The 19,764-nt window shown below is 66.6% G+C and carries 15 protein-coding genes and 1 pseudogene; 7 read left to right on the top strand and 9 right to left on the bottom strand.

The window, feature by feature from the left end; translation table 11 throughout:
- Window positions 1–180 precede the first annotated feature (180 nt).
- The 3 genes and pseudogenes from CCOS865_RS28860 to CCOS865_RS25415 form a co-directional block, all read right to left on the bottom strand.
- Complete coding sequence (locus tag CCOS865_RS28860; protein ID WP_415842710.1) at window positions 181–948, bottom strand: methyl-accepting chemotaxis protein; 768 nt, start codon at window positions 946–948, stop codon at window positions 181–183.
- Window positions 949–1,113: 165 nt separating this feature from the next.
- Window positions 1,114–1,926, bottom strand: a pseudogene (locus tag CCOS865_RS28865) (methyl-accepting chemotaxis protein); the annotation flags it as partial.
- A gap of 78 nt (window positions 1,927–2,004) precedes the next feature.
- Window positions 2,005–3,768, bottom strand: a complete 1,764-nt coding sequence (locus CCOS865_RS25415) for an ABC transporter transmembrane domain-containing protein (RefSeq protein ID WP_119146074.1) — start codon at window positions 3,766–3,768, stop codon at window positions 2,005–2,007.
- A 267-nt stretch (window positions 3,769–4,035) separates the two neighbouring features.
- Between CCOS865_RS25415 and CCOS865_RS28255 the strand changes: the two genes are divergently transcribed.
- Window positions 4,036–4,209, top strand: a complete 174-nt coding sequence (locus CCOS865_RS28255) for a PA1571 family protein (RefSeq protein WP_167469108.1) — start codon at window positions 4,036–4,038, stop codon at window positions 4,207–4,209.
- A 69-nt stretch (window positions 4,210–4,278) separates the two neighbouring features.
- On the opposite strand, the gene pdxB is transcribed toward CCOS865_RS28255, so the two are convergent.
- The 4 genes from pdxB to CCOS865_RS25435 all read right to left on the bottom strand — a co-directional run bounded on the left by pdxB (window position 4,279) and on the right by CCOS865_RS25435 (window position 7,798).
- The gene (pdxB, locus tag CCOS865_RS25420; protein ID WP_119146076.1) at window positions 4,279–5,421 is read right to left on the bottom strand and encodes a 4-phosphoerythronate dehydrogenase PdxB; all 1,143 of its coding nucleotides are present in this window, start codon (window positions 5,419–5,421) and stop codon (window positions 4,279–4,281) included.
- Between the two features lie 60 nt (window positions 5,422–5,481).
- Window positions 5,482–5,724, bottom strand: coding sequence for a sulfurtransferase TusA (tusA, locus tag CCOS865_RS25425; RefSeq protein ID WP_119146078.1), 243 nt, complete (start codon window positions 5,722–5,724; stop codon window positions 5,482–5,484).
- A 71-nt stretch (window positions 5,725–5,795) separates the two neighbouring features.
- Window positions 5,796–7,118, bottom strand: a complete 1,323-nt coding sequence (locus tag CCOS865_RS25430) for an ATP-binding protein (protein ID WP_119146080.1) — start codon at window positions 7,116–7,118, stop codon at window positions 5,796–5,798.
- Entirely contained in the window at window positions 7,115–7,798 is a 684-nt protein-coding gene (locus CCOS865_RS25435) for a response regulator (RefSeq protein WP_119146082.1), read from the bottom strand. Before CCOS865_RS25435 ends, CCOS865_RS25430 begins: the two co-directional genes overlap by 4 nt.
- A 167-nt stretch (window positions 7,799–7,965) precedes the next feature.
- Between CCOS865_RS25435 and dsbD the strand changes: the two genes are divergently transcribed.
- The 3 genes from dsbD to dsbG are packed head-to-tail and all read left to right on the top strand — an operon-like array spanning window position 7,966 to window position 11,277.
- Window positions 7,966–9,681 carry a protein-disulfide reductase DsbD gene (gene dsbD / locus CCOS865_RS25440; protein WP_119146084.1) on the top strand — a complete coding sequence of 572 codons (1,716 nt, stop codon included), beginning with the start codon at window positions 7,966–7,968 and terminating at the stop codon, window positions 9,679–9,681.
- Entirely contained in the window at window positions 9,681–10,517 is an 837-nt protein-coding gene (locus CCOS865_RS25445; protein WP_119146086.1) for a TlpA disulfide reductase family protein, read from the top strand. The genes dsbD and CCOS865_RS25445 overlap by 1 nt, the downstream gene beginning before the upstream one ends.
- A gap of 1 nt (window position 10,518) precedes the next feature.
- Window positions 10,519–11,277 (top strand): thiol:disulfide interchange protein DsbG, encoded by a 759-nt coding sequence (dsbG, locus tag CCOS865_RS25450; protein ID WP_119146088.1) that lies wholly within the window; start codon window positions 10,519–10,521, stop codon window positions 11,275–11,277.
- A 34-nt stretch (window positions 11,278–11,311) separates the two neighbouring features.
- Here the strand turns inward: dsbG and rlmM are convergent, their stop codons facing one another.
- Entirely contained in the window at window positions 11,312–12,382 is a 1,071-nt protein-coding gene (gene rlmM / locus CCOS865_RS25455) for a 23S rRNA (cytidine(2498)-2'-O)-methyltransferase RlmM (protein ID WP_119146090.1), read from the bottom strand.
- 244 nt (window positions 12,383–12,626) lie between these two features.
- Here rlmM and acnA point away from each other — a divergent pair, with 244 nt between their 5' ends.
- From acnA to CCOS865_RS25470, 3 genes are all read left to right on the top strand, one after another.
- Window positions 12,627–15,368 (top strand): aconitate hydratase AcnA, encoded by a 2,742-nt coding sequence (gene acnA, locus CCOS865_RS25460; protein ID WP_119146092.1) that lies wholly within the window; start codon window positions 12,627–12,629, stop codon window positions 15,366–15,368.
- Between the two features lie 81 nt (window positions 15,369–15,449).
- A complete protein-coding gene (locus CCOS865_RS25465; protein ID WP_119146094.1) occupies window positions 15,450–16,220 on the top strand; it encodes a CPBP family intramembrane glutamic endopeptidase in 771 nt (256 codons plus the stop codon).
- 199 nt (window positions 16,221–16,419) lie between these two features.
- Window positions 16,420–17,985: a methyl-accepting chemotaxis protein gene (locus tag CCOS865_RS25470; RefSeq protein WP_119146096.1), complete on the top strand. Its 1,566-nt coding sequence runs from the start codon at window positions 16,420–16,422 to the stop codon at window positions 17,983–17,985.
- 952 nt (window positions 17,986–18,937) lie between these two features.
- Here the strand turns inward: CCOS865_RS25470 and CCOS865_RS25475 are convergent.
- Window positions 18,938–19,726: an AraC family transcriptional regulator gene (locus CCOS865_RS25475; protein WP_119146098.1), complete on the bottom strand. Its 789-nt coding sequence runs from the start codon at window positions 19,724–19,726 to the stop codon at window positions 18,938–18,940.
- Between the last annotated feature and the right edge of the window lie 38 nt (window positions 19,727–19,764).

Raw genomic sequence — 19,764 nt, forward strand, 5'->3', positions numbered from 1 at the left:
GCCGTGGGCCCCTTAAGCAGGGTCCGTGCCAGATTCATCAAGACCAATGGCTAATGGCTGGGGCGCTTCGTCGCACCCCAGACTGAGCAGTTTGCATGGCGACAATCCGCCACACCCAAGCGCCAAACAGCCGCGATGTGGCGGATTTCCCCACCGCGCTTTCGACGCGGCGTGGCGCACTCAGGCGGTCAGCCGCGAGGTGACTTCACCCAGTTGCCCAGACAACCCGTGCAGGCGCTGCCCTGCTTGCTCGGTGTGCTCCACGGCCTGCTGGTTGGCGGTGGCGATGCGGGTGATCTCGATCAGGTTGCGGGAAATGTCCTCGGCCACGCTGGTCTGCTCCTCGGCCGCCGTGGCGATCTGCCGGTTCATGTCGCGAATCGCCTCGACCGCCGTGGTGATCCGTTGCAGCATCTGGCCCGCCTGCTGCACCTGCTCGCCGCCCTCCTCGCTGCGCTGCTGGCCGCTCTCGATGGCCTTGACCGCTTCCAGCGCGCCGGACTGCACCGCCTCGATGATCTGATGAATCTCGGCGATCGACGCCGCCGTGCGCTGGGCCAGGCTGCGCACTTCGTCGGCGACCACGGCAAAGCCGCGCCCGGCCTCGCCAGCGCGGGCGGCTTCGATCGCCGCATTGAGCGCCAGCAGGTTGGTCTGCTCGGCAATCCCGCGGATCACTTCGAGGACCTTGCCGATCCGCGTGCTGTCGTGCTCCAGGTCACGGATCACCGCGGCCGTGCCGGCGATCTCGCGGTTGACGTTGGCAATGGTGGCGATGGTCGCCTGCATCACCTGCTCGCCCGCCTGGGCACTGTGATCGGCGTCGTCGGCCGCGCGTGCGGCTTCGGCGGCATGGCGCGCCACCTCCTGGGCGGTCGCCGACATCTGGTGCATCGCCGTGGCCACCTGATCGGTGCGCTGGAACTGATCCTGTGTACCCCGCGCCATGTCGCCGGCCAAGCTACGCAACTGACCACTGGCGCCCTCCAGTTCGTCGGCGTTGTCCTTGAGCCGGCCGATGGTCTCGGCGAGAAAATCGCGCAGGGTGTTGGCCGCCCGCGCCAAGCGGCCCAGTTCGTCCTCGCGGCGCGCATCGACGTGCGCGGCAAAGCGCCCTTGGCTGAGCTGCGCGACATAGTCGATGAGCTGGCGGATCGGTTCGATCAGGCTGCGGTTGACTCGCCACAGGCTGAACAAGCCCACCAGCAGCGCCGAGCCGAGCATCACCAGCAGGCCAATCCAGACCGTGCGCTGGGCGCTGTCATTGATCTCGGCGGCGCGTTCGCGGGCCGCGCCGCGCAACTGCTCGACCAGCGCACTCATCTGCTCGCTGGCCGCGCGGTCGACGCCCTTGACGGCCTGATCGCCGACCACCGGATCGCCGCCCGCGGCAAGAAACGCCTGGCGCCCCTGCGCATAGGCCTGGCCCAACTGCTGGTGGCTGTCACGCAGCTGCTGCACAGACGCCCTGAGGCCGCCCTCGCTGCTCTCGGTCAACTGCCCCAGCAACTGCTGCACCTGCTGTTCACGGCCCTGGAACTGCTGCCAGTACTTGTCCAGCTCGGCCGGCTGACGACCGCGCAGGAGCACGTTTTTCCATTCCTGCACCTGGACCTTGAACTGCAGGTTCGCTTCGTCGATCAGTTGCGAGGCGCGCAGCGGGCCATCGACCAGCTCGGCGTAGCCATGCACGCTGGATGAGAGGAACTGGAAGCACACCAGGGCGATCAGCAACATCGCCGCCAGGCTGCCACCGAGCAGCGAAAGAATTTGCACGCGGAGGGATTTACGCAACATTGCGGATCTCGGGAACAAGGAGGGAAGAAAACGACGCCGACTCGCAGCGCCGCGACAGACATCCATGTCCTCGTTCGCAGGGCAAAAAAAAGCTGCCATCGGGTGATAGCAGCCAAATCGAGCACACATAACAGCTGAGCCAGATACTCTCAGGCCATTGCTACAAAAATGTTACAGAGGCGTGTCAGGCACGCCGCCTGCAGCCCTTCAGATGGAGGTGAATTGCAGCTCGGCGAGCCGCGCATACAGCGGGCTTTGTTCGATCAGCTGCCGGTGGCTGCCCACGGCGACGATGCGCCCCTTGTCGATCACGGCGATCCGCTCGGCATGCTGCACGGTGGCCAGGCGGTGGGCGATCACCAGCGTCGTGCGCCCCGCCATCAGGCTCGGCAGGGCCTGCTGGATGAGGTGTTCGCTCTGCGCATCGAGGGCGCTGGTGGCCTCGTCGAGGAGCAGGATCGGCGCATCCACCAGCAACGCCCGGGCGATCGCCAGGCGCTGGCGCTGACCGCCGGACAGGCCGATCCCGCCCTCGCCGAGCAACGTTTGATACCCCTGCGGCAACTGCTGGATGAACTCATGCGCATGCGCACCGCGCGCGGCCGCCTCGACCTCGGCGAAGCTGGCCTCGGGGCGGCCATACCCGATGTTGGCCGCCACCGTGCCACGAAACAACGCGGGGTTCTGCGCGACCAGGGCGAACTGACGGCGCAAGGCAACCGGGTCGAGCGCGGTGAGCGGCTGACCGTCGAGCAGGATGGCGCCCTGCTGAGGGTCGTAGAAGCGCAGCAACAGGTCGAACAGGGTCGACTTGCCCGCCCCGGATGGCCCCACCAAGGCCAGCGTCTGGCCCGGCTCGACCAACAGGCTCAAGCCGTCCAGCGCGGCAACCGTGGGCCGCGACGGGTAGGCAAAGCGCACCTCGCGTAGCTCGATGCGGCCACCGGCGCGTTGCCCGGCCAGCTCGAGCGTGTCGGCCGGCGCAAGGATCGCGCTTTGCGCGGCGAGCAATTCGGCAACCCGCTCTGCGGCGCCCGCAGCACGCTGCAACTCACCGATCACCTCGCTGAGGGTGCCAAAGGCGCTGCCGACGATCAGGCTGTAGAAGACGAACGCGGCCAGCTCACCGCTGGAAATGCGCCCGGCGATCACGTCCATGCCACCGACCCAGAGCATCACGCCGACGGCGCCCAGCACCAGCACGATCACCAGGGTGATCAACCAGGACCGCTGGGCGATCCGCCGCACGGCGACGCTGAACGCCGCCTCGACCGTCTCGGCAAAGCGTTCGCGGTCCAGCGCCTGGTGGTTGTAGGCCTGCACGGTCTTGATCTGCCCCAGCGTCTCGGCCACGTAGCTGCCGACATCGGCGACCCGGTCCTGGCTCTGGCGTGACAGGCTGCGCACGCGCCGGCCGAACAGCAGAATCGGCGCCAGCACCAGGGGCAGCGCCAGCACCACGATGCTGGTGAGCTTGGGGTTGGTGATGAACAGCAGCACCACGCCGCCGATCACCATCAATGCGTTGCGCAGGAACATCGACAGCGACGAGCCGATCACCGACTGCAGCAAGGTGGTGTCGGCGGTCAGCCGCGACTGGATCTCGGAGCTGCGGTTGTCCTCGAAAAAGCCTGGGTGCAGGCCGATCAGGTGGTCGAACACCGCGCGGCGGATATCGGCCACGCAACGCTCGCCAATCCACGACACCAGGTAGAAGCGGCTGAAGGTGCCGATCGCCAGGGCCAGCACCAGCCCCATGAACAGCCCGAGGGTCTGGTTGAGCTGGTGGGCGGAGCCGGTCATGAAGCCTTGGTCGACCAACAGGCGGATGCCTTGGCCCATCGACAGGGTAATGCCGGCGGTGAGCACCAGGGCGAGCAAGGCCAGCAGGGTCTGTTTGCGGTAGGGCCGCAGGAACTGCCAGCCCAGACGCAGGGCGCGACGCTGGCGGGGGGAAACCGGATCGGGCATGACTCAGATCATTCTGCCGAGGGAGGGCCCAGCCTACCATTCATCCGCCTAGGCGGAACCTTGCGATCGTTCGGCGGATCGCACCCAGGGAGCGGACACGTCCTGCGGCGGGCTTGCCCCAGTGCCTATAGCTTATCGTTCTAAACGGGGTCTGGAGCTTTGCCGCCGTTTCTGATGGACTGTCATTGCCGTGATGCCCGTGCAGCTGTCACCGGCCAGTCACGGCAAGGGGATACCCTGGGCTTGAACCTGATGAGGAGACAGGATATGAGCTTGCAGCACACCAGCGATACGCCGAAGACCACGAACCCGGCGCACAGCCACGACTGCGGTTCGATCATCGATGCCAAGGGCCACGAGGTGCCGATCACCGATGAGATGATCAAGAAGGCTTGTGAAGACCTGGAAAAAAGCCGGGTTGAGCGGGTAAAAAAAGACTGATCCACCGAATTGACTCAACCCGGCCCTTGCGCCGGGTTTTTATTGGGGGTTGGCCTGGTGGATCGAGCCTCAGACCACCACACCGCCCAAGGCACTGACCATCTGCGCCAGTTGCGCCGACTCGCCGCGCACCCGCACCGCCAGCCCCTCGATCTCGCGCCGCTGTGGGTAGTGCTTGCGCAGCAGGTCGAAGGTCGCCCGTTGTGCGACCGGATCCTCACTCAGGCTGCGCCGAAAATCCGCATCGTCACGCCGCGGGTCGTACACCGCCCGGCACACCGTGGCCAGCGCCCAGGCAGGGTCGCTGCTGGCGTTCAAGTCGATCTGCGCCAACGCCGGCCCCGGCAGCAGGTCAGCCAGCTGCACCTGCGCCTCCTCACCCCGCCAGTCGCAGAACGCCTGGTAGATCTGCGCGGTACCGCGCTGCTTGCCGTCCAGGCTGTAACCGGCGATATGCGGCGTCGCCAGGGTGCACAGGTCGGCCAGTTCGAGGTCCACCTCCGGCTCGCGCTCCCAGACATCCAGCACCGCATGCACATCCTGACGCGCCAGCAGCAGGTCACGCAGGGCCAGGTTGTCCACCACCGGCCCACGGCTGGCATTGATCAGCCAGGCGCCGGGGCGCAACCGCGCCAGTTGCTCGCTGCCGAGCAGGTGCCAGGTCGCGTGCGCGCCCTGACGCTGCAACGGGGTGTGCAGGCTGATCACGTCGCACTGTTCGAGCAGCGTCTCGAGGCTGACGAAGTCACCGCCTTCGGCGGCCTGGCGCGGCGGGTCGCAGACCAGCACCTTCCAGCCCAGGCCATGCAGCACGCGCACCAGGCGCTCACCGACCTGCCCCGCGCCGACCACGCCATAGACCCGCTCGGCGAGGTTCTCGCCGTCCAGCTCGGCCAGGGTCAGCAGGCTGCCCAGCACATAGTCGACCACCCCACGGGCATTGCAGCCCGGGGCGCTGCTCCAGTGGATGCCGGCTTCGGCGAAGTAGTCCAGGGCCAGGTGATCGGTGCCGATGGTGCAGGTGCCGACGAAGCGCACCCGGCTGCCTTCGAGCAGCTGGCGGTCGACCTGAGTCACCGAGCGCACCAGCAGGACGTCGGCATCCTTGACGCACTCAGCATCGATGCTGCGGCCAGGATAGCGGCGGATCTCGCCGAATCCGGCAAAGAAGGCATCGAGCAGCGGGATATTCTCGTCGGCAACTATCAGCATGGCGCTCTCCTCTCAGGGGAGCGCAGTGTAGGCGCTACGACGGGCTCGATCCAGCGCGGCTCAGTCGGCCTTCTTGCGGATCCAGTACAGGTAGGTGCCCGCCTGCTCCTGTTGCTCGACCAGTTCATGGCCGAGAAACGTGCAGAACTTGGGGATGTCACGGCGGGTCGACGGGTCGGTGGCGATGACCTTGAGCAGGCCGCCGGCGGCCAGGTTGCGCACCTGTTGGTGCAGCATCATTACCGGTTCCGGGCAGTTCAGGCCAGTGGCGTCGAGGACGGCGTCAGGGGTGAATTCGGTCATGGGTTCCTCCGCGAATGGGCGCTTATTGTCGCTCAAGCGCGAACCGAGAGCCATCCTCACCGGCATGCGCCTCACTGCGCCGAGCGCGCCGGCACCTGCAGCCACACCCGCAAGCCATCGCTGCGGCTGTCGAAGCGCAAGCTCCCCGCGCAGCGCTGGACGATCGCCTGGACGATCGCCAGGCCCAAGCCGCAGCCACCACTCTGGCCATTGCGCCAGAAGCGCTCGGTCAGGTGCTGCAGGTCGCCTTCACTGATCCCCGGCCCATGGTCGCGGACCATGAAGCCGACCTGGCCGTCGGCCATCTGCAGCTCCAGCTCCACCGCCGCGTCGCCGCCATGGCGCAGGGCGTTGTCGAGCAGGTTGCGCAGCGCCGCCACCGCCAGGGGTGCGGGCATGCCCAGGTAGATCCGCGTGGCATCCTCGGGCAGGCGCACGAGGATGCGGCGTTTGTCGCCGCCCCCGGCATCCTCCACCGCCTGGCGCGCGACCTGCTCGGCGCTGCACTGCACGCCGTCGTCGAACGACAGGCTGCCCTCCACCCGGGCCAGCAACAGCAACTGCTCGAGCGTGCGGTGCATGCGGTCGGTGCCCTGCTCGGCATGCGCCAGGGACTGCTCGCGCACGGCGCCGTCGGTCATCCGCGCCACCTGCAGGTGGGTCTTGATCGCGGTCAGCGGGCTGCGCAGTTCATGCGCGGCGTCGTCGGTCAGGCGGCGTTCACGCTCCAGAGTCTGGGCGATCCGCAGGAACAGCTGGTTCTGGGTCTCGAGCAAGGGCTGCAGTTCGCTCGGCATGCCGGCCACCTGCAGCGGCTCGACACTGTCGGCGCGGCGCCTGCGCAACGCGTCGCGCATCCGGTTGAGCGGCTCCAGGCCCTTGCCCAGGCCAATCCACAGCAACCCCAGGCTGCCGAGCAGGGCCATCAGCACCGGCGCCGAGGCGGCCAGCAGGATCGACTGGTTGAGCGCCTCGCGCTCCTGGTGGCGGTCGGCGGTGGTGATGCGGATATCACCATGGTTGTAGGTAAACGTGCGCCAGCGCGCATCGTCGATGGTCTGGTCGCGAAAGCCGCTGCGCTGGTCGTCCATCGCGCCATCGTGCTTGTGGTTGCTGGCGAGGATCTCGCCGCGCAACGAACTCACCTGGCAGGCCATGCCATCCGGCACACTCAGTTGATCGGCAGAAAAATGCGCATCCTCGCCCTTGGCCGCCAGCGGTTGCGGCAACTGGTCGACCAGCCCGGCGACCATGCGCGCCGAGGCCACCAGGCGCTGATCGAGGGAGAACATCATCTGCTGGCGCAGGTCGCGCAGCATCCAGGCGGCGGCCAGCGCCCAGATGACGATGAAGGCGCTGCCGAGAATCAACGACAGCCGGACGCGCAGGCTCATGGTGCGATCTCTTCGGGGGCCTGCGCCGGGCCGAGGCGATAACCCAGGCCGCGCACGGTCTCGACGATACCGTTGCCGAGCTTGCGCCGCAGGTGATGGATATGGACGTTGAGGGCGTTGCTTTCGACTTCGTCGCTGAAGCCGTACACGCAGTCCTTGAGTTGCTCGCTGGAGAGCACTCGCCCGGGGTTTTGCAACAAGGCCTGGAGCAGCGCCTGCTCGCGCCGCGACAGGTCCACCGGCTGGTCGGCCAGGAATGCCTCGCAACTGCTCGGGTCGTAGCGCAATGGCCCGTGCTCGATGAGGTTGACCGCGCGCCCGGCCATGCGCCGCAGCAACGTGTGCAACCGCGCCGCCAGCTCGCGCAGGTCGAACGGCTTGAGCAGGTAATCGTCGGCCCCGGCCTCGAGCCCCGCGACCCGGTCGGTGATCGCATCACGCGCGGTCAGCACCAGCACCGGCAGGCTTTCGCCTTGCTGGCGCAGGCGCCGCAGCAGCTTCAGGCCGTCTTCGTCGGGCAGGCCGAGGTCGAGGATCATCACGTCGAACTGCGCGGCCTGGAGCAGCGCCCGCGCGGCCGAAGCGCTGGCCACTCGATCCACGGTCAGGCCCTGGGCGGTGAGGCCGGCGCAGATGCCGCTGGCGATCAGGTCGTCGTCCTCGCAGAGCAGTACGTGCATGAGATGGGTCTCCAGTGGGGAGTGGATATTGCGACAGGCGATGATTAAGTGAGGATTATGTACTACCCCCTCGAATGATGTAGTCCTGTTCCCGATTCGCCGGGTTAACTTTCGGTTAATCAAGTCAGGCCAGCATGGCCACTCACCTGCATTGCCAAGGCCCAGACATGCGCGTTTTCCTGATCTTGTTGACCCTCTTCCTGGCTGGCCCGCTCCAGGCCAACCCGTTTGCGGTCAAACCAGACTTCCTGCCCGTCAATCAGGCCTTCGTGCTCAGCCACGACCGCCTGGCGTCGGGCGAAACGCGCGTGCATTTCCAGATAAAAGACGGCTACTACCTCTATCAGAAGCGCCTGAAGTTCGACGGCCTGACGCCGGCGCAGCAGCCCGCCCTGCCCGCCGCCCTCAACCACCACGACGAATTTTTCGGTGACAGTGCAATCTACCGCGGCGAGCTTGAACTGTTGCTGCCGGCTGACGCCAGCGGGCAACTGCGCCTGGGCTGGCAAGGCTGCGCCGATGCCGGCCTGTGCTACCCGCCACAAACCAGCGTCATCGACCTCGGCGGCAACCCCGCGGGCAGCACCGAGCAAGCCAGTGACCAGGCGCTGGCCAGTGACCTGCAACAGGCCAACCTGGCCTGGGGCCTGCTGGCCTTCTTCGGCCTCGGCCTGCTGCTGGCCTTCACCCCGTGCTCGCTGCCGATGCTGCCGATCCTCGCCGGGCTGGTGCTGGGCAACGGCGCCAGTGCCCGGCGCGGCTGGCTGCTGGCGGGCGTCTACGTGCTGAGCATGGCCCTGGTGTATGCGGGGCTGGGCGTGGTCGCCGCGCTGCTCGGCGCCAGCCTGCAGGCCTGGTTGCAACAACCCTGGCTGCTGGGCAGCCTGGCCGCGCTGTTCGTGCTGCTGGCGCTGCCAATGTTCGGCGCCTTCGAACTGCAACTGCCGATGGCCCTGCGCGACCGGCTCGACCGCGCCGGCCAAGCTACCCGCGGCGGCAACCTGTATGGTGCGGCGCTGCTCGGGGCGTTGTCCGGCCTGCTGATGGGCCCGTGCATGACCGCGCCGCTGGCCGGCGCGCTGCTGTACATCGCCCAGAGCGGCGATGTGCTGCATGGCGCGCTGGTGCTGTTCAGCCTGGGCCTGGGCATGGGCGTGCCGCTGCTGTTGCTGGTGACCCTGGGCAACCGCTACCTGCCACGCCCAGGCGCGTGGATGAACCGGGTCAAGGGCCTGTTCGGCTTCGTCTTCCTGGCCATGGCCTTGTATACCGTGCGCGGCCTGCTGCCCGCGCCGCTGCTGCTGGCCCTCAGCGGCAGCTGGCTGATTGCCCTGGCGTGGGCGGCCTGGCCGGCCCTGCAACGCGTGCCCGCCCTGCGCGCGGTGCCGCTGCTCGGGGCGCTGTGGGGCGGCCTGCTGCTGGTCGGCGCCGCCGCCGGCAGCGCCGACCTGTGGCAACCCCTGCACCCCTTCACCGGGCCCAGGCCGGCCGCAGCCTTGGCGGCCCATGCCGACGATTCGTTCACCACGGTCAAGCGCCCCGAAGACCTGCAACATGAGCTGCAAGCGGCCAAGGCGCGGGGTCAATGGGTGCTGGTCGACTACTATGCCGACTGGTGCGTGTCGTGCAAGGTGATGGAAGCCAAGGTGTTTGCCCGCAGCGACGTGCAGGCCAGCCTGGCGGGTGTGCACCTGTTGCGCCTGGACGTCACCGCCGACTCGGCGGCCAGCCGTGAGCTGCTGCAGCGCTACCAGGTCCCCGGCCCGCCCAGCCTGATCTGGATCGGCCCGGAGGGCGAAGAACGCCGCGCCCGGCGCATCACCGGTGAAGTGGATGCGGCGCAATTCCTCCAACACTGGGCACAGACCAGGAGCCAAGGCTGATGCTGACCGTGACCCTCGGCCCCCTGACCATGGCCCTCAACCACCTGCTGTTGCTCGCCGCACTGGGCATTGCCTGCGGGGTGGGCTGGTGGGTCGCAAGGCGCGGAGGTGAAAGCCCGGAGTCGGCCTTGTTCAACCTGTTCCTGCTGGGTGTGCTGGGTGCCCGCCTGGGCTTCGTCCTGGCCTACTGGCCGATGTACCGCGACGAGCCGCTGCAGATCATCGACATCCGAGATGGCGGCTTTCTGCTCTGGGGCGGCCTGCTGGCGATCGTGCTGGGCACGCTGTGGCAGGGCTGGCGTCAGCCCGGGCTGCGGCGGCCGCTGGGTTGGGCGTTGGCCAGTGGCGCGCTGTTCTGGATCCTCGCCAGCCTGGGCAGCCACCTGTACAGCAAGGGCACCGAGCTGCCGGACCTGACCCTGCGCACCGCCAGCGGTCAATCCATGGCCCTGCACGACTACCGGGGCAAACCGCTGGTGATCAATATCTGGGCGACCTGGTGCCCGCCGTGCCGCCGCGAGATGCCGGTGCTGCAACAGGCGCAGCACGACTATCCCCACGTCACCTTCCTGTTCGTCAACCAGGGCGAGACCCCGGAGAACGTCAGCACCTTTCTCGCCACCACCGGCCTGAGCCTGACCCACGTGCTGTTCGACGGCGCAGGCCAACTGGCCCAGCGGGTCGGCTCCATGGCGCTACCCACCACCCTGTTCTACAACGCCGAGGGGCGCCTGGTCGGCAGCCACCTGGGCGAACTGTCGCGCGCCAGCCTGCGCCACGCCCTGGAACCCTTCGATCGGGCAGCCGCGCCCGCCTCCGCCGCACAAGGAAACTGACATGCGCTTGAATGCACTCGTGCCCCTGACCCTTGCCCTGCTGGCCGCTCCCCCGCTGCAGGCAGAAACGCTGCCCAAGGCGATCCAGCAGCTGCAAGCCAAAGGTGCTGTGATCAAGGGTAGTTTCGATGCCCCCAACGGCCTGCGCGGCTATGCCGCCGAGTACCAGAACAACGGCCTCGCCCTGTACCTGACCGCCGATGGCAAGCATGTGCTGGTCGGCAGCCTGTTCGACGAACAGGGCCAGGACCTCAGCGCCGAGCCATTGGAGAAGCTGGTGTATGCGCCGATGAGCAAAGCGGTCTGGGCGAAGCTCGACAACAGCGCGTTCATCAGCGACGGCAAGGCCGACGCCCCGCGCACGCTGTACGTGTTCAGCGACCCCAACTGCCCGTACTGCAACCTGTTCTGGCAGCAGGCGCGGCCGTGGGTCGAGTCGGGCAAGGTGCAGTTGCGCCATATCATGGTCGGCATCATTCGCGAGGACAGCCCCGGCAAATCCGCCGCCCTGCTCGCCGCCAAGGACCCAGCCAAGGCCCTCCAGCAACACGAGCAGGCGGGCAAGGCGAGCACGCTCAAGGCGCTCGACACGATCCCTGCGCAGGTCCAGCAAAAGCTCGACAGCAACATGGCGCTGATGGAGGAACTGGGCCTGGCGGCGACGCCGGCGATCTTCTACCTGGACGAGCAAGGCCGCCTGCAGAACCAGCAAGGCGCGCCGCAGCCCGAAATGCTCGGCAAGATTCTCGGCAAGCGCTGACGGCACCTGGGCTGCCGGGCAGCCCCGTCCAGGCTCAGCCGTTACGCGGCTTGAGGTCCAGCCGGCGCAGGTGGCAGGTCACTTCCTCACGGTCGTGGTAGAGCTGCTTGCAGGCAATCGACACCTTGATCTTGCGCGCCTTGAACCCGGCCTCGATGCGGTCGAGCAGACGGCGCACTTCGGCGTAGCGCTGCTTCATCGGCAACTTCAGGTTGACCACCGCCTCGCGGCACAGGCCTTCGCCCAGCCAGGTCTCGATCAGCGCCGCACTGCGCGCCGGCTTCTCGACGATGTCGCAGACCATCCAGTCGACGGTCTGTTTCGGCTGCCAGGTAAAGCCATCGGCCATCAGGTGCTGGACCAGGCCGGTGTCCATCAGGCTTTCGGCCATCGGGCCGTTGTCGATGGCGGTGACCAGCATGCCGCGCTTGACCAGCTGGTAGGTCCAGCCGCCCGGCGATGCACCGAGGTCGACGCCGGTCATGTCGTCGTGCAGGCGCTGCTCCCATTGATCACGCGGGATGAACTGGTGCCAGGCTTCTTCCAGCTTGAGGGTCGAACGGCTCGGCGCCTCACGGGGGAATTTCAGGCGCGGAATGCCCATCGGCCACAACGCCGAGTTGTGCGCCTCGGCGAAGCCGACAAACACCCGCCGGCCACTGATGAAGCTCAGCAGCAGGCGCGGCCGAGTGGCGTCCTCGACCAGCCGCCCGGCCTTTTCCAGGGCCTTGCGCAGGGGCACTTCGAACTTGCGGCAAAAAGTCGAGAGCTCCTTGCCGTCGTTGCTGTCGAGCACTTCCAGCCAGAGGCTGCCCGCCACCGGGGCATCGGCCAGGTAGTCGAGCAGCACGCTGATGCGGTCTGTCTCCGGCAGTTCGACATAGGCCCCGCGCGCCCATTGGCGCGGGAAGATCAACTGGGCGAAGCGCAGTTCACGCATCAGGCGCGCGGCACCGTCCGGCTCACTGCAGACGAATTCGGCGCTGGCGCTCTGCGGCTTGCCTTTGGCGTAGCCGGCAACATTCAGGCGGGCGGCGTGTTCGCTGATTTCGGCGCAGACCTCGCCCTCGAAACCGGGCCGGCAATGCATGAACAGGGTATTCATTGTTTACTCCACATCGCTGGCGCGGACCGCCAGCCTTGATCCAGCGCACGTCACGCGCCGGCAGGGCGGGGATGATAAAGGAAGATCGGAACCAGCGACACGCCCCGCCTGTCCAGTACTGGGTCAGGGCCGGCAAATCGGTTCTAACCTGACCACTCAGCCAAGGTCCGTACCGTGCGGACCCCACAGAGCGGTGACACCGGCATTCACGAGAGGCCGGGCACCGGCGCAGAAGGAGTTGGCAATGCCCTCGCTCGATAGCCTGAAGACCCTCAAGACGCTGCACGTGGCCGACCGCGTCTACCACTATTACAGCCTGACCGAGGCCGCCCGCCAGTTGGGTGACCTGCAGCGCCTGCCGATGTCGCTCAAGGTGCTGCTAGAAAACCTCCTGCGCTGGGAGGATGGCAAGACCGTCACCGGCGATGACCTGCGCGCGCTGGCCCAGTGGCTCGAGGACCGCCGCTCCGATCGCGAGATCCAGTACCGCCCGGCGCGGGTCTTGATGCAAGACTTTACCGGGGTGCCCGCCGTGGTCGACCTGGCGGCCATGCGTGCGGCCATGGCCAAGGCCGGCGGTGACCCGCAGCGGATCAACCCGCTGTCGCCGGTGGACCTGGTGATCGACCATTCGGTGATGGTCGACCGCTACGCCAGCGCCGCTGCGTTCGCCGAGAACGTCGACATCGAGATGCAGCGCAACGGTGAGCGCTATGCCTTCCTGCGCTGGGGCCAGAGCGCCTTCGACAACTTCAGCGTGGTGCCGCCGGGCACCGGCATCTGCCACCAGGTCAACCTCGAATACCTCGGCCGCACCGTCTGGACCCGCGAAGAAGACGGCCGCACCTATGCCTTCCCGGACACCCTGGTCGGCACCGATTCGCACACCACCATGATCAACGGCCTCGGCGTGCTCGGCTGGGGCGTGGGCGGCATCGAGGCGGAGGCCGCCATGCTCGGCCAGCCGGTGTCGATGCTGATCCCCGAAGTGATCGGCTTCAAGCTCACCGGCAAGCTCGGCGAAGGCATCACCGCCACCGACCTGGTGCTCACCGTCACGCAGATGCTGCGCAAGAAGGGCGTGGTCGGCAAGTTCGTCGAGTTCTACGGCGACGGCCTCGCCGAGCTGCCGCTGGCCGACCGCGCCACGCTGGCCAACATGGCCCCGGAATACGGCGCCACCTGTGGCTTCTTCCCGGTCGACCAGGTGACCCTGGACTACCTGCGCCTGACGGGCCGCCCGCAAGCGACCGTGGACCTGGTCGAAGCCTACTGCAAGGCACAAGGCCTGTGGCGCCTGCCCGGCCAGGAGCCGCTGTTCAGCGACAGCCTGGCGCTGGACATGCACGAAGTCGAAGCCAGCCTGGCCGGGCCCAAGCGCCCGCAGGACCGGGTCGCCCTGTCTGCGGTCAGCCAGGCCTTCAACGGCTTCATCGAGCTGCAGCCCAAGCCGCAAGCCAAGGAAGTCGGTCGCCTGGAAAGCGAGGGCGGCGGTGGCGTGGCCGTGGGCAATGCCGACCAGGCGGGCGAAATCGACTACAGCTACGACGGCCAGACCCATACCTTGCGCGATGGCGCGGTGGTGATCGCCGCGATCACGTCCTGCACCAACACCTCCAACCCCAGCGTGATGATGGCCGCCGGGCTGGTGGCGAAAAAGGCCGTGGAAAAGGGCCTGAGCCGCAAACCCTGGGTCAAGACGTCGCTGGCGCCCGGGTCCAAGGTGGTCACCGATTACTACAACGCGGCGGGCCTCACGCCCTACCTGAACCAGCTCGGCTTTGACCTGGTCGGCTATGGCTGCACCACCTGCATCGGCAACTCCGGGCCACTGGATGAAGCGATCGAGCAGGCGATCGGCACGGCCGACCTCACCGTCGCCTCGGTGCTCTCCGGTAACCGCAACTTCGAGGGCCGGGTCCACCCGCTGGTGAAGACCAACTGGCTGGCGTCACCGCCGCTGGTAGTCGCCTACGCCCTGGCCGGCAGCGTGCGCGTCGACCTCACCCGCGAACCGCTGGGTACCGGCAAAGACGGCGCGCCGGTGTACCTGCGCGACATCTGGCCGAGCCAGCAGGAAATCGCCGACGCCGTGGCCAAGGTCGATACGGCGATGTTCCACAAGGAATACGCCGAGGTGTTCGCCGGTGACGCACAGTGGCAAGCCATCGAGGTGCCCCAGGCGGCCACCTATGTCTGGCAGGACGATTCGACCTACATCCAGCACCCGCCGTTCTTCGACGATATCGGCGGCCCGCTGCCGCAGATCGCCGACATCCACGGCGCGCGGGTGCTGGCCCTGCTCGGCGACTCGGTGACCACCGACCACATCTCCCCGGCCGGCAACATCAAGGCCGACAGCCCCGCCGGGCGCTACCTGCGTGGCAAGGGCGTGGAGCCACGCGACTTCAACTCCTACGGCTCACGGCGCGGTAACCATGAGGTGATGATGCGCGGCACCTTTGCCAACATCCGCATCCGCAACGAGATGCTCGGCGGCGAGGAAGGCGGCAACACCGTGCATGTGCCCAGCGGCGAGAAGCTGTCGATCTACGACGCGGCGATGCGCTACCAGGCCGAGGGCACGCCGCTGGTGGTGATCGCCGGCCAGGAATACGGCACCGGCTCCAGCCGCGACTGGGCGGCCAAGGGCACCAACCTGCTTGGGGTCAAGGCGGTGCTGGCGGAAAGTTTCGAGCGTATTCACCGCTCTAACCTGATCGGCATGGGCGTGCTGGCGCTGCAGTTCAAGCCCGGTGACAGCCGCAAGCACCTGGGCCTGACCGGCAAGGAACGGATCGATGTGCTGGGCTTGAGCGACGCGCAGATCCGCCCCGGCATGAGCCTGACGCTGCGCATCACCGCTGAAGATGGCCAGCAGCAACAGATCGAGGTGCTGTGCCGGATCGACACGCTCAACGAAGTCGAGTACTTCAAGTCCGGGGGCATTCTGCACTATGTGTTGCGCCAGCTGATTGCCGGCTGATCATCAGCCGATAGCCCTGGTGTCCTGCGCCTTGCGGGATGAGTCCAAGCCTGCATCGGATTCATCCTGCACAGGTTTACCATGTTCAAGCACCGCTGGACCCTTCTCCTCGCCGCCGGCTATTGCCTGGCCCTGGCCTATGGCAAGCTCACCCTGCCGGCACTGCCGACCTTTATCGCGCTGGGCGGCGCGGCGCTGCTGGCAACCCGGATCAAGCGCTGGCAGCGCATCAGCGGCCATTTGCTGTTCGCCCTCCTGGCCGTGCCTCTGGCGTCGCACTGGCTGCCTGGGTTCCACAACGCCAAGGTGATCGAGCAGGCGGTGTTCAGCGCAGGCGCCCTGCCCTTCACGATGTCACTGAACCTGGACAAACCGCTGATCGGCTTCTGGCTGCTGGGGGCCTGCCCGTGGATCATTGCCCAGCGCAGCGCCAAGCGCGCCTCGCTGCTGCTGCTGATCGTGCCGTTGACCCTGGCGACCTGCCTCGGCGGCGCCTGGTCGCTGGGCCTGATCGGCTGGGCGGCGAAATGGCCAGAGCAGGCCTGGCTGTGGCTGGCCAACAACCTGCTGCTGGTGAGCCTGACCGAAGAGCTGCTGTTCCGTGGTTACCTGCAGGGCGGCCTGCAGCGGCTGTTCGGCCATGACAGCCTGGCCCTGCTGGGCGCCGCGCTGCTGTTCGGCCTGGCGCACCTGGGTGGCGGCTGGCAGTGGGCGCTAGTGGCCGGCCTGGCCGGGATTGGCTACGGCCTGGCTTACCGGTACGGCGGGCTGGGGGCGGCGGTGTCGTGCCATTTCGGGATCAACCTGGTGCATTTTGCCGGCTTCAGCTACCCGATGCTGGCTGTCACCTGAACAATCCGTCATGATCCGACTCGTGCGTCACTTAACGGTAATTAAACGGAAACATTGCTGCCATCTGCGGCGAAACGCCGGGCCCACTAGCCTAATTGAGTCGGGCCAGCCTTGCCCCCGATCAAGCAACTTAAATAATCATTCAATATAACCAGAGGCTTGCCGATACCCATCGAAAGCCTTGCGGATCTGACGAGCCATGCGTAACAACCAACCGATTACCCAGAGAGAACGGACTTTCCCTGCACAACAGCGGTTGATCTCCACCACCAACGCCAAGGGTGTGATCACTTACTGCAACGATGCGTTCATCGAAATCAGTGGTTTCTCGCGCGAGGAACTGACGGGCGTCGCGCACAACCTGGTGCGTCACCCCGATGTGCCGCCTGCGGTGTTCGCCCACATGTGGCAGACCCTCAAGCAAGGCCTGCCATGGATGGGCATCGTCAAGAACCGTTGCAAGAACGGCGATCACTACTGGGTCAACGCCTATGTAACGCCGGTCTTCGATAACAATCAGGTGGTGGGCTACGAGTCGGTGCGGGTCAAGCCGACCGCCGAGCAGATCCGCCGCGCCGAAGCCTTGTACCAGCGCCTCAACCAGGGCAAGACGGCCGTGCCGCGTCGCGACCAGTGGCTGCCGGTGCTGCAGGACTGGCTGCCGTTCATCCTGATCAGCCAGGTGGGTTTCCTGATCGGCAACTGGCTGGGCCATTCGTGGGGCTTCGCCTTGGCTGCGGGCCTGTCGGTGCCGCTTGGCCTGCTCGGCCTGAGCTGGCAGCAGCGCGGGCTCAAGCGCCTGCTGCGCCTGGCTGAACAGACCACCTCCGACCCGTTGATCGCGCAGATGTACACCGACAGCCGGGGTGTCCAGGCGCGCCTGGAAATGGCCATGCTCAGCCAGGACGCGCGGATGAAGACCTGCCTGACGCGCCTGCAGGACAGCGCCGAACACCTCAGTGACCAGGCGCGTCAGTCCGACACCCTGGCCCACCAGAGCTCTTCGGGCCTGGAGCGTCAGCGGGTGGAGACCGAACAGGTGGCTGCGGCCGTCAACCAGATGGCCGCCACCACCCAGGAAGTCGCCAACCACGTGCAGCGCACCGCCGATGCCACCCAGGAAGCCAACCGCCTGACCAGCCAGGGGCGGCAGATCGCCGGTGAAACCCGCGATGCCATCGCGCGCCTGTCGACGGCGGTGGGTGAGACGGGCCTGACCGTGACCCAATTGGCCAAGGACAGTGACGAGATCGGTGGTGTGGTCGATGTGATCAAGGGGATCGCCGACCAGACCAACCTGCTGGCGCTGAACGCCGCGATCGAGGCGGCCCGCGCGGGTGAGATGGGCCGTGGTTTCGCGGTGGTGGCCGATGAAGTGCGGCAGTTGGCCCAGCGCACTGCCGAGTCGACGGGGCAGATCCACACGCTGATCGCCAAGCTGCAGCAAACCGCGAGCAATGCCGTGCTGACCATGGAGAGTGGCCGGCGCCAGGCTCAGGAAGGTGTCGAGCGGGTCATGGAGGCCGACCAGGCGTTGGTGGGGATCAGCGAAGCGGTGGCCAACATCACCGACATGACCACGCAGATCGCGGCGGCCACTGAAGAGCAGACAGCGGTGGCGGACGAGATCAGCCGTAACATCAGTACCATCGCCGATTTGGCGGATCAGACGGCGGAGCAGGCGCAACATTCGGCGTTGCTCAGCGAGGAGCTGACGAGTACGGCTGGGACGCAATATGCGTTGGTTGAGCGGTTTAACCGCTGAAGCTGAAACGGCGCCCTTCGAGGCGCCGTTTTTTTTGGGCTTGGGCTTGGGCTTGCAGATCGTGGGCTTATCCATTGGATGCAGTGGCGCTAATGGCCCCTTCCGCCCTTACGGCGGGTCACTTTTTTTCTTGGAAAAAAGTAACCAAAAACCGCCGGCTCCCACATACGGCCCTCCGCTGCGCTGCGGGTTCCCTCACTCCGGCCTTGCTCCCGCGTGGACCGGGCTGCAGGGGCCTTCCTGGCCCGCAGCCCTTGCCGGCCTTCCTGGCCGTCACCCCGCTCCGCAAGACCTCCGTTCGGCCTCCTGAGGTCGCCAAGTTACGGGTGGCGCCTGGGCTGGCGTTATCTTCGACAGTGGCAATTGTGGTGGATAGCTTGGCCTCTTCGCGGGTAAACCCGCTCCCACAGGGACCGCAGTGGCCTTACAGTCAGCAGAGAACCTGTGGGAGCGGGTTTACCCGCGAAGAGGCCGGAACTGCCAATGCACATTCTGGCGCTGACGCGCTGTACCGCCCTTATAAAGCAGCGAGAGCGCAGCGATTCGCCAGCCGTTGACCTGGCCCTTGATCTGGCCGTTGATCTTGATCTGGCTTGTGATCTTGATCTACTGCGACTTCAGGAGGCCGAACGGAGGTCTTGCGGAGTGAGGTGACGGCCATGGATGGCCGGCAAGCGCCGCGGGCCAGGAAGGCCCGTCCGGCGCGGTCCTCACGGGAGCAAGACCGGAGTGAGGGAACCCGTAGCGAAGCGAAGGGCCGGATGCAGGAGCCAAGACCTTTTGGTTACTTTTGGCTGGGCCGGCACACCGGGCGTTTGCCAAAAGTGACCCGTCGTAAGGGCGGAAGGGGCCAGTGGCCACACCACACCCAACGGATAAGCCCAACAATCGAAACGACACAAACTAAGCGAGCTTGCTCCCCGAAGGCGCCAGCACAGACATTCGACGATGTCTAAAGCCGCAACTCCCCAGGAGTAAACCCGAACAGCTGCTTGAACGCCGCAATATAGGCCGAGGTGGAATCATAGCCACAGCCCAATGCCGCCTCGGTCACATTCTCCCCCGCCTCGAGTAACGCCAGCGACGACAACAGGCGCATGCGTTGTCGCCAGCTGCGAAAACTCAAACCCGTCTCACGCTGAAACAAGCGCATCAGGGTCTTCTCCGAACACCCCAGTTGCAGCGCCCATTGCTGCAGGGTCTGCACCTGATCGGGGGCGACTATCAGGCTGTTGCACAGCCGCAACAACCCAGGATGACGCGGCAACGGCAGCGAAAACGCCACCTCCGGCAGTGCCCGCAACTGATCGAGCAACACCGCCACCAGCCGCGCCTCGGCGGTGTCGCCCTGCGCGTACTCCACCGGCAGCAGGCAGAACTGCTTGATCAGCTCGCGCGCGAGCGGTGTGACTTCCAGCACCCGGCACTGGTCCGCCGCCCACGGGCAGGCGTCGCGACGCACATACAGGCTGCGCATCTCGGCGCGCATCGAACTGGCGACGTCGTGCTCGAGGTCAGCGGGGATCCACACGCCCCATTGCGGCGGGGCGAAGTAGCTGCCATCACTGGTGTAGACGCTGAGTACACCGCTGATGGCGTAGGAGAACTGCACCCAGTCATGCCGATGGCGGGTGGTCCAGGAGCCGGCGCCGAGGCTTTCGGCGCGGGCGTAGAGGGGCCTGGGCAGGTGGTCCAGCGCTGGGATGGCGCGGGGCGCAGAAAGGTGTCCGATGCTCGCCATGGTCTGATCTTGTAGTTCTGGTCAGACCAGCCTAACAG

The sequence above is a fragment of the Pseudomonas reidholzensis genome, assembly GCF_900536025.1.
GTDB lineage: Bacteria > Pseudomonadota > Gammaproteobacteria > Pseudomonadales > Pseudomonadaceae > Aquipseudomonas > Aquipseudomonas reidholzensis.

Coding starts and splice junctions, on each gene's coding strand:
- CCOS865_RS28860 (WP_415842710.1), bottom strand. CDS start 948: ATGGCGCGGGGTACACAGGATCAGTTCCAGCGCACCGATCAGGTGGCC.
- CCOS865_RS25415 (WP_119146074.1), bottom strand. CDS start 3,768: ATGCCCGATCCGGTTTCCCCCCGCCAGCGTCGCGCCCTGCGTCTGGGC.
- CCOS865_RS28255 (WP_167469108.1), top strand. CDS start 4,036: ATGAGCTTGCAGCACACCAGCGATACGCCGAAGACCACGAACCCGGCG.
- pdxB (WP_119146076.1), bottom strand. CDS start 5,421: ATGCTGATAGTTGCCGACGAGAATATCCCGCTGCTCGATGCCTTCTTT.
- tusA (WP_119146078.1), bottom strand. CDS start 5,724: ATGACCGAATTCACCCCTGACGCCGTCCTCGACGCCACTGGCCTGAAC.
- CCOS865_RS25430 (WP_119146080.1), bottom strand. CDS start 7,118: ATGAGCCTGCGCGTCCGGCTGTCGTTGATTCTCGGCAGCGCCTTCATC.
- CCOS865_RS25435 (WP_119146082.1), bottom strand. CDS start 7,798: ATGCACGTACTGCTCTGCGAGGACGACGACCTGATCGCCAGCGGCATC.
- dsbD (WP_119146084.1), top strand. CDS start 7,966: ATGCGCGTTTTCCTGATCTTGTTGACCCTCTTCCTGGCTGGCCCGCTC.
- CCOS865_RS25445 (WP_119146086.1), top strand. CDS start 9,681: ATGCTGACCGTGACCCTCGGCCCCCTGACCATGGCCCTCAACCACCTG.
- dsbG (WP_119146088.1), top strand. CDS start 10,519: ATGCGCTTGAATGCACTCGTGCCCCTGACCCTTGCCCTGCTGGCCGCT.
- rlmM (WP_119146090.1), bottom strand. CDS start 12,382: ATGAATACCCTGTTCATGCATTGCCGGCCCGGTTTCGAGGGCGAGGTC.
- acnA (WP_119146092.1), top strand. CDS start 12,627: ATGCCCTCGCTCGATAGCCTGAAGACCCTCAAGACGCTGCACGTGGCC.
- CCOS865_RS25465 (WP_119146094.1), top strand. CDS start 15,450: ATGTTCAAGCACCGCTGGACCCTTCTCCTCGCCGCCGGCTATTGCCTG.
- CCOS865_RS25470 (WP_119146096.1), top strand. CDS start 16,420: ATGCGTAACAACCAACCGATTACCCAGAGAGAACGGACTTTCCCTGCA.
- CCOS865_RS25475 (WP_119146098.1), bottom strand. CDS start 19,726: ATGGCGAGCATCGGACACCTTTCTGCGCCCCGCGCCATCCCAGCGCTG.